At 43.3% G+C, this 12,778-nt stretch carries 9 protein-coding genes; 1 reads left to right on the top strand and 8 read right to left on the bottom strand.

Annotation, left to right across the window (positions count from 1 at the left end; genetic code table 11):
• Window position 1: 1 nt before the first annotated feature.
• From G469_RS09050 to G469_RS08360, 4 genes are all read right to left on the bottom strand, one after another.
• Window positions 2-3,046: a DUF4422 domain-containing protein gene (locus tag G469_RS09050; protein ID WP_028264005.1), complete on the bottom strand. Its 3,045-nt coding sequence runs from the start codon at window positions 3,044-3,046 to the stop codon at window positions 2-4.
• A gap of 32 nt (window positions 3,047-3,078) precedes the next feature.
• A complete protein-coding gene (locus tag G469_RS0104330) occupies window positions 3,079-4,443 on the bottom strand; it encodes a glycosyltransferase (RefSeq protein WP_028264004.1) in 1,365 nt (454 codons plus the stop codon).
• A gap of 33 nt (window positions 4,444-4,476) precedes the next feature.
• On the bottom strand, window positions 4,477-5,709 hold the full coding sequence (gene tyrS / locus G469_RS0104325; protein WP_407637651.1) for a tyrosine--tRNA ligase: 1,233 nt from the start codon (window positions 5,707-5,709) through the stop codon (window positions 4,477-4,479).
• Window positions 5,710-5,850: 141 nt separating this feature from the next.
• On the bottom strand, window positions 5,851-7,410 hold the full coding sequence (locus tag G469_RS08360; protein ID WP_051353761.1) for a hypothetical protein: 1,560 nt from the start codon (window positions 7,408-7,410) through the stop codon (window positions 5,851-5,853).
• Between the two features lie 271 nt (window positions 7,411-7,681).
• On the opposite strand from G469_RS08360, the gene G469_RS0104315 reads away from it, so the two are divergent.
• Window positions 7,682-9,790 carry a transglycosylase domain-containing protein gene (locus G469_RS0104315; RefSeq protein ID WP_028264002.1) on the top strand — a complete coding sequence of 703 codons (2,109 nt, stop codon included), beginning with the start codon at window positions 7,682-7,684 and terminating at the stop codon, window positions 9,788-9,790.
• A gap of 104 nt (window positions 9,791-9,894) precedes the next feature.
• Here G469_RS0104315 and G469_RS0104310 read toward each other — a convergent pair whose 3' ends face one another.
• From G469_RS0104310 to G469_RS0104295, 4 genes are all read right to left on the bottom strand, one after another.
• Window positions 9,895-10,329 (bottom strand): arginine repressor, encoded by a 435-nt coding sequence (locus G469_RS0104310; protein ID WP_028264001.1) that lies wholly within the window; start codon window positions 10,327-10,329, stop codon window positions 9,895-9,897.
• Window positions 10,330-10,509: 180 nt separating this feature from the next.
• Complete coding sequence (locus G469_RS0104305; RefSeq protein ID WP_028264000.1) at window positions 10,510-11,670, bottom strand: EpsG family protein; 1,161 nt, start codon at window positions 11,668-11,670, stop codon at window positions 10,510-10,512.
• Complete coding sequence (locus G469_RS0104300) at window positions 11,664-12,236, bottom strand: hypothetical protein (protein ID WP_028263999.1); 573 nt, start codon at window positions 12,234-12,236, stop codon at window positions 11,664-11,666. Before G469_RS0104300 ends, G469_RS0104305 begins: the two co-directional genes overlap by 7 nt.
• Window positions 12,237-12,255: 19 nt before the next feature.
• Window positions 12,256-12,702, bottom strand: coding sequence for a GtrA family protein (locus G469_RS0104295; protein WP_028263998.1), 447 nt, complete (start codon window positions 12,700-12,702; stop codon window positions 12,256-12,258).
• Window positions 12,703-12,778 lie beyond the last annotated feature (76 nt).

Raw genomic sequence — 12,778 nt, 5'->3', positions numbered from 1 at the left:
CCTACTTCTTGCCTAGCGCAGCACGACCCAACGACTTAAGTACTTCTCGACGAGCGCTGCCCACGGGAGCAATAGGATCTACCAATTTGCGCAAACCACTATCTGGAGATACAACCTTCTCGTGATTTGCCATGCCCATAGAGGTATCCGTTGCTGGAGCAATTGAAGCAATCATGCGAGAAATCAGTTCTTCAAAAAACGGCATCGCACGAGCATAGCGCCAGTATTCAGTGGAATAGTCACACTGTGTATTAACCCACGGCTTTTCCCAGCCTGCATAGTGAATAATCTTGGGATTAGCACGCGATGCATTATAGGCATCAAAGGTATCGTTGGGTGCAAAACGGAAGATAGACGCAACGCGACCACCACAGTCATGCATAACATTCCAGTCATACGGCAAATAGGTTACACGACCTTGACATTCCACATTGAGAATATCTTGATCATCGTAGATGAAATCCGCTTCAGAAACAATTTCCATCCATTCACGCACCGTATGTAACTTACGCATCTGTGCCGTATTAAGCACCAATACACCAGCTTGGAAATATGCATACGGGTCTACAAGACCCAACTCCTCTACTGTGTACTTCATACGACTGCCATCGTTCATATTAAGGTTGCCCAGATAGTCCACATCATGTGCAGCAGCAAGCAAGTTAGTACCCAGCTCTGTATCAAAGAGCTCAGAAACATCGCCACGCACAATAAGGTCAGAATCCAGATACAAAACCTTATCGTAGAACGACAAAATCTCTTGTACCAAGAAGCGGTAGTACGTTTCCAGTGAAATATGCTCGTTATTGGTAGATAAATCATAGCCGCGAATCATGCGAGAGACATTGTAAAAACGCACCGACGCATTACCAAAATTGGCAACCATGTTTTGGATAGCCTCGCGCCGAGCACCGTCAATATTGCGCTCAAGCACCACAATATCGTAAAAATTAGACGGAGTAGCATTACACAACATGGAATACATCGTGGTAGACAACATGGGAACATAGGTATTGTCCGAAGCAAATACCACAGGAACGATTTTTTTACCCAACGCATCAGAACACATATCCACAATAGGCTGCAGGCCATAGGTCTTATCGGGTTGCTCAAAGTGAACGCACTGAAGTTGTTTAGTCTTCCAGCCGGCATTTGTACGCATTGCATGTTTGTAATAAACATTAAACAAACGCTCTGCTAAGTGACCAGGCGTGCGCAGAGCTTCCTTGCTGTAATGCTGCATATTGGCTTCGTTACAATATTTCTCCAAAATGGGAAATATCCACTCACAGTAGTCAGAGAAAATCTGCCCACGCATGATGTACATATTGCAGAAGCAGCTCTCATATCCCGTAAAGAATGCCTTTGCATCTTCCAAGTAATCGGGTTGAAGTTCACCAATAATAGTTACCAGAAGATCTATATCCTCAATGTGCAACAAAGGCGCTGCCTTGTACTGCTCATAAGGCGTTGCAAAGTCGCCGGGCATTTTACGCAGGTCGTGGAAACCAGTTGTAATTACATCGTAGCCCTCAATACACTTACGAGCGCTTATTGAATCCAAACCATATTTGGCAATGGTCTTAGCATCAATAAAGCTATCCATCACCTCGCCATATGGGTTTTCTTCATACTCAATTTCCGAGAAATTAAAGTAACGGCGATAATGGCAAAATCCCATGTAGTCTGCCATGGCATTTTTCCATGCCCAATACTGAACTGTCATTTCACAGTACAGAGGGTTCCTTTCACTGATATTCTCGCCCTCATCATCATGGAAGGCATCCACAAAACGAGAGCCAGAATTTTTGAGAAGACCTCCTACTTGCACTGGCTGAAATACAGGTGATTCTGGAAGGTCTACTCGCTTGTGAGTAGTAACAAAAATGCGTAGGTCTTGAGCTGCATACTCCTGCTTCTTAAGCTCACCACGCAACTGCTCCATATGGCCTTGTGCAACACGCTGCATAGAATTCATACGACGCAGTATCTTTACGTCATCCGTAGTGCCGCTGGTATCTTGTGCCAATTTATAAAAAAGATATAAAATGTCAGCATTTTCTGGAAGAATGCCTTTTGCAATAAAATCATAGGCTCGATCACGCACAAAACGCCATAGCTCTGTATTTATTTGTGCTTTGCCAAAGTTCTGCACCATAGTTGTTGTTGCAATTTCTTTATCTTCTCGAGCAACGCGATCACGCCATTCATTAGCAATAATCACGGTATTTTGATACATGAAGCCATCAAGACATGCTTGCGGAATAGCATGAGGATGTTGCTGAGCATAACGCTTACCTGCAGCAATACATGAGGCCATCTGCTCGCAGTGCTTCTCGAAATCTAAAAGATCAATTTCGGAGACTCCCGTTATGCCACGTCCAAAATAATACAGATAACCTAAATACTCATCCATAAACTCTATTGAAGAAGCTTTGGAAGTAATGATCAAAGATTCAAAACTATCCTCGGCCCTATACAAACACAGGTCGGGCATCTCTGAGAATGCTTCTTTTACAATTTGTGCATTAAACAAGCGATGTGTTACGCGCCAGTCAAGACTAAAACCATAGGTCTCATCATATGTTTTATGAATGATGTCTTTACCTTCAATACGAGGAAAACCAGCTTTGTTATCATCGTGCAGTAAATATTCCTCTGGAAGGGTTTCTTCTTCAGATATTACCTTAATACCAAAATGCAAAATATCACATGGTGTTTTACGCATGCGTTCTATTGTGCGTTCAAGCGTTTCACTTGCCAGCTCATCATCGCCATCAATAAAGATAATGTATGTGCCTTTAGCAGCTGCTACGCCAGATTTACGGGCAAGATGCAAGCCGCGGTTTTCCTCATGACGAACCACTACAAAACGACTATCGCCATAAATGACTTTTTCAATTTCCAATGCAGTAGCATCAGTACTCGCATCATCAACGATTATGACCTCAAAGTCGTTAAACGTCTGATTCTTAAGGCTCGTCAAACAACGACCAATGAACTTCTCAATGTTGTAGGCAGGTACTACAAGAGATATAAGTGCCATGAGCATGTCTCCGAGTTTGTGTGTCTTGATACTTAATGCTTCGTATCAGATTTATATAGCTTAGAACGAATAAAACGTGGAAAAGCAGTTACCTTTCTTCCAACTTTGAATGATACTGAATTTATTACAGCAGTATAATCTTGCTGTAATTCTTCCAGTTTCTTTCCTTGCTCAGTTTGATTTTGCTCTAATGCAGAAATATAACAATCTTTTTGTTTGATACTATCCGATAAACGTCGATAGCCCTCTAACATTTGTTGTATCTGCAAGGATGTATTATCGCTGCTTTTAATGGCTTTATCCAACTTATTAGCAAGTTCGGACTGTTGAACAGACTCAAAAACTTGCTGCCAAGCCCGATGTAAATCAACAGAACATACGCGTACAGCTTGCGCAAGCACAGAGGCACTCATACAGCTGTATGTTGCGTCATCCATGCATAACACTCGTGCTAAACCCTCGCCAAGACTACGTGTGTCCCCAAAATCTACTTGCACTACACCTTCTTCACAGTGAGCTGTTATAAGAAGGTTATGCAGACGGAACATTACCACTGGCAGTGCTGCGTACATTGCCTCAGTAAGTGCGAGTGGAAATCCTTCAGTTGGAGAGGTAAGACAATAGACATCCGCTTTTTCCAAATAAGGAGCAGCATTGGGTGTCTCTCCAATAAAATGCACGCTTTTTGCAATGCCTAATTGTTTACAAAGTTGTTGTAAGTTAGCCTCATATGTTTGACTTCCTCCTCCAACTAAATACAGTTGGGCATGTGGTACTTGGCGTAGGGTATGAGTAAACGCCTGAATAACGTATTCGGGACACTTTTCTACAGGATCTAAGCGTCCAACCCATACAACGGTACTTCCATGCTGTGCGCGCGGGGTAGTAGAAGGATGTATATAGTCATTAACCGGATTGGGAATGCAAAATACATTGGAATTAAATGCCTGCCAAAAGAGCTTATCAACTTCACTCAGACAAACAACTGCATGTGCAAGCTCAGCACAGCTTTGCATGGTCTGCAAAAGCTCATTACCATTTGCCTTATCAATAAAATAGGCACTTGAACCATGCACCATGTACACCAGCTTGACACCTGACTGCACAATTGTCTTGCAATCCTGTGTTGCAAATGGAGAAATCCAAGACCCATAGATACAAATATCAACCTGTGCATCTTTAAAATGCTTTTTTAAAAAAGAGGCACGCTCTTCTGGCGTTTGTGGAAACACATAATGAGTCACGCCTTGAGGAAGCGGCTGATCGGTATCACTAGGTGCAATATCGGTAAAAAGAAGTACCGTATGTCCAGCATCAACAAAACGTTGTATAAGAGCAGCTGTTACCCTCTCTCCACCGCCTATGCCATATCGCCAGTATTGAAATGCAATAACCATGCTATCCTTCGAGTAATACCTGCACGTCAAACACTACACCAATCGAGCCCAACGACGCTTGCCAGACTGAATGGTGGTACCTTCAGAGAAGAGTTCTGGAACTACGTTGTAGCACTTAGGGGCCACAGCCTCACCATTAATCTTGACGCTGCCACCGTCAATGAGACGGCGAGCCTCACCAGCAGACGTTGCAATTTGAACGTCCATCATCAGTTTAGCAAGATATACCATACCCTCATCGTTTGTCTCTACAACGCTTAAAGCAAACTCAGCTATATCCTGGGGCACCTCATTGCGCTTGAAGGTTGCATCAAAAGTGTCTTCTGCCGCCTGACCAGCACCTTCACCGTGATACAAATCACAAATATTGCGTGCTAACATGCGCTTAAGGACATAAGGGTTAGCGGTACCATCTGCAAATTGAGCATCAATCTTCTCGACCTCATCTACGTGAAGTGTAGAACACAGACGGAAGTACATGGGAATAAGTTCATCTGCAATAGACATAAGCTTGCCATACATATCATCTGCAGGATCAGTTAAGCCCACATAATTTTTATAGCTCTTGGACATCTTTTTGGTACCGTCAAGACCAACAAGCAAGGGCATAGTCAGAGCAACTTGAGGCTCCATGCCTTGAGCGCGCATGAGGTCACGACCAGCAAGCAAGTTAAAGATTTGATCGTTACCGCCCATTTCTACGTCCGCATTAATCACCACAGAATCATATGCCTGCAGGACGGGATAAATGAACTCATGCAAAGAGATAGACATGCCGTTGGTATAGCGGTTATGGAAATCCTCGCGCTCTAGGATTCGCGCAACATTAAATTTACTCATAAGACCCAGCATGTCAGAAAGCTGCATGGGCTTGAGCCACTCACCGTTGTGCACAATAGTGGTCTTGTTAGGGTCAAGTACCTTCATTGCTTGAGCTACATATGTCTTGGCATTTTCTTCTACCTGCTCTTCTGTAAGAGGAGGACGAGTGGAGTCACGACCCGATGGATCACCAATCAGAGCGGTGCCATTACCAATAATGAGCGTTACTTTGTGTCCCAAATCTTGAAATTGACGCATTTTACGCAAAGGTACCGCATGACCTAAATGCAAATCTGGACTGGTTGGATCTACGCCCAGCTTAATGTTGAGAGGAGTGCCCTTCTCGAGCTTCTTTTTTAGCTCATCCAAAGGAACAATCTGCATAGTTCCAGAAGTAATTACCTTAAGTTGCTCATCAACGGAAAGCAATGCTCTACCCTCCATGGGTTATATGATTTACCTTACAAAAAAGACGTGCAGAAAAACTACACGTCCATAGTTTCATTTTTAAAGAATAGCGCACGAACACACAACATGTATCTACAACTTACGTGATTAAATAAAACCGCAACTAAACACTACTACCTACTTTTTTGTTTGCAGTGAATATCCAATGATTGATTTTTTTCCATACCATTGAGCCAAGCGATAATTGATGTAATTATCCATGTTGTCTTTGATGTCGCCCATAAGCAACACATGAGGCACATTACGATAAAACGGCACCTCAACTTCTTGTTCATGTGAGGTTTCTATCAAATACATACGGTTGGAAACTTGGCTTTCATATGCTTGAGCTTGACCAGTTACTAGGGAATGCAAAGCAGACAAACTCGATAGTTTTTCTCGATAGGAATCCTCTATGTATACGGTTCCCAAGCAAACTATAAAAATAAGTCCTATACCTGCACAAATACCTATCGTCTTTTTTGCCGATAAAATCGGCTGAGTATGTACGTTTACACTTGACTCCTCAGTAGCCTCTGAACAGCGCTTATGCAGTACCCAACCCGTCCACCACACAAGGTTTACTGCCAGCAAGATGATGAGCAAATCAAAACGACAATTTTGTACACGCCCAGGACCTGCTGTACTCATGGAATAAAACGTTGGCGTAAAACTAGAAGCAAATAGCGCCATGCTGCCCACGCTTACCCAACCCGGACAGGCAAAACTAGTTTTTTGTATAGCACCACTCTTGTGCAGTATATATACAAAAAGAGGAAGTAAAAATAGCAGCATGATAAGCACAAAGCCGCTTGACCATTCCATAAGCCAACGTATAGATGCAGCGGTAGATTGCACAATAGTATCCACTACTCCTAGTTTGGTGTCTGGAAATTGTGTTACCTGTCGCACCTCATTGCCTGGAGCAGAAAAGCTTACGATAGCTCCCAATACGAGCGCAATAGTAGGTACCGCCAAACCAATGAGCTTGGAGCTTCGCCTTACAATCGCAGCAATAGTTGCAGCAATTCCCAACTCGAGTGCCACTAGGAGCGTTACAAAATTACCTCCTGCAATGAAGAGTGCCAATAGCGTTGCCATAAACGTTCGAGCAACAAACACCCGAGTTTTCTCGACAGTCATCGTCTTAACAATAACGCCAATGAGTAGCAACAAAAGAGCATGGTATCCCGTGTAATAAATGGCGCTGTTATACCAAAAAATGCCTTCTACCGGACTTGGCTGCAACAGCAATTGCACCATGAGCAGCACGGATCCCACACTAAGCCACGCATAACTATCATCATGCAAACAAACTCGCATACTTGTACGCACAAAATAAAACGTGCAACTTATCAGCAGGGCAAGAACAATCCATGCACTTACCACATAAGCACTTTCCGAGAAAACACCAGGTTGGAGTGCCATCAAAAAAATAGCTGAATAGGTACCCTGCCATTCAAACCACGCAACTCCAACTTGCCGAAAAGCTTCTGTTACTGCAGCCAACACACTTCCATTTGATTGTTGCCAGGCAAGATGCGCCCATACGCCATAATGCCAGTCATCTGCATAGGAATGATTAAAAATAGAGATGACAAGTAAGGGGAATACCACAAGACATAACGCAATAACACTTCCTACGCCCAGCGTACGAAAGTATTTTTGCCAAGTTAGCTGCTTGCCTTGCATGTCCATACGCGCTCCTTTTAGATACGCTTTTTTGCTTAGCTATACAGCACAATTGCTTTTTACAAGAAAGAACAAACTTACAGTAGTGTAACCTAAGCGTCTCGAGTGTGATACGCCTGTGAAGTTAGCTGTAAAATACCAGGTAATGCAAATACATTTTTTGTTGATAAGTACTTTATGGGGCAAGATAGTTCACAATTAAGTGTTACTTACGTTCGCATCCTGTCACAAGTGTGCACAGGCTATCTTCCAATGGGCGAACTAGAGGAGGATTTTAATGGGTGTTCGCACACGTAGAGCTCATAGGCATGCTCAAACACATGCTTTTGGCTTTGGTGTACTTGGCGTCTTTGGTTTTATTGGTCTGCTTGGTCTAGCGCTAGCAGTCTCTTTGGGTTCGCTCATGGCCTTTTGGCTTACAGACTTGCCAGACTATAAATCTGCAGACGCATACCTAGTTGCAGAACCAACTACCGTATATGACGTTAAAGGTAATGTCATTGCAAACTTCTACCTGCAAAACCGTAAAAGTGTCACCATGGAAGATGTTTCCCCTTACGTTATTAAGGGCACGGTAGATACCGAAGACATCCGTTTTTACAAGCACAATGGTGTAGACCCCTATGGCATCATGCGTGCAATATTTTCCAATGCTTCCGGTGGCTCCGAGGGTGCATCCACCATTACTCAACAGCTCGTACGTAACACCGTTTTATCTGACGAACAATTTGATAGGACGGTCAAACGTAAAGTGCGTGAAGCTTACATTGCCGTAGAGATGGAAAAGACCTATACCAAAGAGCAGATTCTCATGATGTACCTCAATACCATTTACTATGGTCAAGGTGCATACGGCATTGAAGCAGCTGCAATTACCTACTTCAATAAACATGCCAATGAACTCACGCTTGCAGAGGCAGCAACGCTTGTTGGTATCCCCAACTCTCCTACTGCGTATGATCCTACGGTTAACCCCAATGACTCTAAGTCCCGTCGTAATGTTGTTTTAAGGCGTATGCTTAAAGCTGGCGATATTACACAAGAAGAGTACGATGCAGCATCCCAAGAAGATATTGTTCTTAGTCGTGGCCAATCCGTTACCAGCGAAAAGGGTAAGTATCCCTACTTTACCAGCTACATTGCTTCACTTTTATCGGAAGACTTTGATGTCAAAACCATCTACCAGGGTGGTTTAAAGGTTTACACCACGTTAGACCCTGACAAACAGGATGCTGCCGAGAAGGCCGTCCAAGCACAGCTTGATGCCATTGGTAACGGTGAGTTGGAAAGTGCTTTAGTGGCAATCAATAATCAAAACGGCTACATTGACGCTATGGTTGGTGGCCGTGACTATGACACCAACCAATTTAACTTGGCAACTCAGGCACGCCGCCAACCTGGTTCGAGTTTTAAGGCGTTTACGCTCACTGCAGCTATTTCTCAAGGCTTTAATCCACAAACCTACCTTAACTGTAATTCACCCATCCAGGTAACCCCCACCTGGCGAGTCCAGAACTATGGCAATACTAATTACGGCACCATCTCTTTTGCACGTGCAACAGAGCTTTCTTCCAACACAGGCTATGTACAAGTTGCACAAGCAATTGGTGGCGCAAGTATTTCTAGTACAGCAAAAAGTATGGGCATTAAGGTTGATATTCCTTCATATGCTTCTATTACCTTGGGTACCATTGGTGTTCCTCCCCTGCAAATGGCAGAAGCTTATTCAACCTTGGCAAATAATGGCATTCATCGCGATGCTGTAGCTATTACCAAGATTGAAGATCGTAACAACAACACCGTGTATGAACACAAAGAGCAGGCAACGCAAGCCATTTCTGGTGAAGTAGCATATGCAACTACGCAAGTACTTCAAGGTGTTGTAAATAGCGGTACCGCTACAGCGGTACGTAGTTATTCTCGCAATGTGAATCAGCCTATTGCTGGCAAGACAGGCACTACAGAAAATGCCCGCGACCTTTGGTTTGTAGGCTATACACCCCAAACCACTGTTGCTGTCTGGACGGGCTTCCGTGAAGAAAAGACTATTTACGTACATGGCTCTCCTGGCCATCCATCAAACACATCCTGCCCCATTTTTGGTCGTTATATAGATATGACCTTAGGTGGCGTTGCGCGCCAGGAATTTACTTCAAGTCCAGCTCCTAGCTATAAACCAGCTAGTTCATGGTCCTTTGCACAGAATAAAAAACCTAACACGCCGGAAACTACTGCAGAGACCACTATGGAAACAGAAGTTGAGGAGCAGCAACCAGAAGAGCCTCAACCACAAGAGCCGCCAAACAACGAGGCTGACTCCCCCATTGCACCCGATGACTCTGGGGCTAATCCTCCTGATGATGCAGACACAGGAGATGGTCGATAAACCCATCTAAAAGCTCATGTTTCTTTGCCAATGTACAACAAAATCCCCCGTCTTGTAGCAAAAACAAAACGGGGGATTTATTCTTGGCTATGACAGCGTAAATTTTACTGAGCGCTACGCAGCTTATTTACCAATACTTCAAAGTCTGCGCCTGTTTTAGCAGCATCTGTAACGACCAAAATAGTATCATTGCCAGCAAGAGAACCAACAACAGTTGGAAGATCTGCTGCATCAATAGCAGCTGCAATACCAGGAGCAGTGCCAGGCTGAGCTTTAATCAAAACTTGATTATCTACACGACGAACGCTCTGTACCAACTCAGAAACCATACGTTGCAGATGCAAGTCCTCTGCCAAAACATAAATACCCTCAGGAAGCTTACGAAGGCCCATATCTGCAATGTCACGGGAAACAGTTGCCTGCGTACAGTTATAGCCATCATTCATGAGCTCCTGTACAAGGGCACGCTGAGTACGAATAGACTTACTTCGTACAATATCACGAATGGCATCTTGCCTGCTATTTCGCTTTTTTACCATGTATAACAACTCCTCATTGAAACAGTTAAATATTGGATATTCCAAATTGATTACTGTTTCGTAGTCATTTATCTTTTTAACGCATAAAACACTATCAAAAATGTATGCAGATGCAATAAAAAATTCTATGAAAGTGTCTAATTTATACCCTGAATTGACATAAATTCTATTTTTATTGCATTAAGCGTTGAAAAATATACTTTGAAATGGCAAAACACCAAATTGCCCGCCAAAGTATACTCGAATGAATGTTGCCAGAAGCCAACATGCCATAATTGCAAGAATATATGCATAACGTTTATACTCTGTCTCTTCTTGCATGACAGCAAAAGGCAATTCGAGCAGGATAAAGGGTGCAAAATAACGAGCAATGCGATCAAAAATAAATGGCATATACAATCCAGCTAGAGCCGAGGCACAACCCAGCACAGCTAAAAGCAGCATTGTATTACCCCAACGATCAAGCTCACGCTTGTCTCGTAATTGCCACACCATAAAGGCGAGGCATATGCTCATAACAATAATGCTGTCCCAATGAGGAGATACAGCAGCGTAGACCGAAGCACCGTCGTACAAATAGCGGCCAAAACGCGTACCAGAAAGCACAATCTTGCCTGTACTTTTGGCCACAAATCCCAAAACAAACAGTCCCGCCAAAAGAACAAGCGAACGTTTGGAATTAAGCTTCAAAAAATAAAAAGGCCAAAGCAATAAGAATATAAGGGCACTTACATGAAATGATGCCCCCAAGAGTACCCATGCTGCATAGCGCATAAAACAGGTAAAGCCACTGTAGATATTCTCTACTTCACTGGTTTTCTTATCATCATGGTGCTTATGAGTGGGAATAACTTGAATGCCTGTCTGTGGAACAATCCATTCCAGTGCATTAAATACACAAGCCAGTGCCATCCATTGTCTTATGATGTTGTAGGTTTCAAAGTAAAACCCTGCTACAAAAAAGAGGGTAATGCTCAATGCAGGATGGATAGAAAGACGTTTAACTGCACGCAAAATTAGCAGATAAATAAAGGCAGAGGTTACCGCAAACAATACTTGCGAGGACTTACTTACCATCCACAGCACACGAATAAGTACAATAAAGCCAATATCCATTCCCTGCACAATTGAGCTACCAGATCCGTAAATAGTATAGAGTTCGGAATAACCCTGAAAACGAGAGTAGTCCACGCCAATATTGAGACGTACAGCCGCAGGAAGCCACATAATCAAAAAGGCTAGAACCCACAAAGCCCACTGCTGTTGCTTAGTACGTTGTCCCATGCTTGCACTCACAACAAAGACACAGCTCAGAAGCGCAGTATAAACATATATCAACATACGCTTTGCTCCTTTTGATGTGAGAAATACAGAGCAACCGCAACACATAAAGCAGCACCTGCAAGAGCAAAAGTCACTACCCACGCACAAAAGATAGGTGCCAAAATACTTGCAGCATCTACAGCAGTTATACGTTCTGAGTGTTGTTGCACCAACCTATAGCTGCCATCACTTGGACTATAGGTTTTACTAAAAAACTGGGTTGCATACTCTGCGAGCTGTTCTTGAGCAAGCTCTTGCTGCTGAATAGAGTCTGCACCAATAAGGGTATAGACCAAGCCATCGTGCTTGGAATACATGTACATCCATGCAGGAGTTTGTACCATCCATGCTTGCTTAAAATGCTTTTGTGCACGCAAGGTTGTAAAATCCCTCGCTACCTCACGAGGACTTACGGTAAATGGAACAGCAGCTTGTACCTCATATACACACAATTCAAAAGAACTGCCGGATGGCAAAGGAACAGCACCAATAGACACACAGGCGATACTACCTATGAGTGCACCTATTAGTGCACCCGCTATGCATGCGCGAATCTTTTGCTGTATGTACGAAAGTAGTTGCATAATACAAAACTTTTACTGTTTATTGAACTACAGGGGCGCCAGCCTCGTTTGAGGAACTAGCATCAAGCCAAATTTTACGAGATACAAAATTCCATACCATAACAAGACCAGTTGCAACCACCTTTACACCTACATAGTAGGGACCATTGGCATAGTTGACACCCACAGCAGTAAAGACAAACTCACCAGCCCACATAATAAGTGAGTTAAGAATCAGGCCAACAACAGATAACACAAAGAAAATGATAAACTCGCGCGTTTTTGACAGGTCTTCTCGATGAATAAACACGTAACGCATGGAAGCAAGATAGTTAAAAATAGCAGCAAACGTAAAAGAAATGGCCGACGCAAAAATGGGATTTATACCCAACCACTCATGCAAGGCAATCATAATGCCAAAATCTACAAAGGTGGCCACAACACCCACAATGCCAAACTTTACAATTTGTGCCAACAACTTATTCATTGCGGAAATACCTTCCATCGTTTTATAGCGCATCAATAGCATAATACACGTGCGCTTATTGGTAATCCGCGCTATA

It is taken from the genome of Atopobium fossor DSM 15642 (genome assembly GCF_000483125.1).
Lineage (GTDB): Bacteria > Actinomycetota > Coriobacteriia > Coriobacteriales > Atopobiaceae > Atopobium > Atopobium fossor.
The sequence above is the reverse complement of the archived record's forward strand: the minus strand, read 5'-3'. Positions and strand labels throughout refer to the sequence as shown.

Bases quoted from the DNA above. Each gene is read 5' to 3' on its own strand.
- tyrS (WP_407637651.1), bottom strand. From the start codon at position 5,709: ATGGAGGGTAGAGCATTGCTTTCCGTTGATGAGCAACTTAAGGTAATT.
- G469_RS0104300 (WP_028263999.1), bottom strand. From the start codon at position 12,236: ATGCAACTACTTTCGTACATACAGCAAAAGATTCGCGCATGCATAGCG.
- G469_RS0104310 (WP_028264001.1), bottom strand. From the start codon at position 10,329: ATGGTAAAAAAGCGAAATAGCAGGCAAGATGCCATTCGTGATATTGTA.
- G469_RS08360 (WP_051353761.1), bottom strand. From the start codon at position 7,410: ATGGACATGCAAGGCAAGCAGCTAACTTGGCAAAAATACTTTCGTACG.
- G469_RS0104315 (WP_028264002.1), top strand. From the start codon at position 7,682: ATGGGTGTTCGCACACGTAGAGCTCATAGGCATGCTCAAACACATGCT.
- G469_RS0104305 (WP_028264000.1), bottom strand. From the start codon at position 11,670: ATGTTGATATATGTTTATACTGCGCTTCTGAGCTGTGTCTTTGTTGTG.
- G469_RS0104330 (WP_028264004.1), bottom strand. From the start codon at position 4,443: ATGGTTATTGCATTTCAATACTGGCGATATGGCATAGGCGGTGGAGAG.
- G469_RS09050 (WP_028264005.1), bottom strand. From the start codon at position 3,046: ATGGCACTTATATCTCTTGTAGTACCTGCCTACAACATTGAGAAGTTC.
- G469_RS0104295 (WP_028263998.1), bottom strand. From the start codon at position 12,702: ATGAATAAGTTGTTGGCACAAATTGTAAAGTTTGGCATTGTGGGTGTT.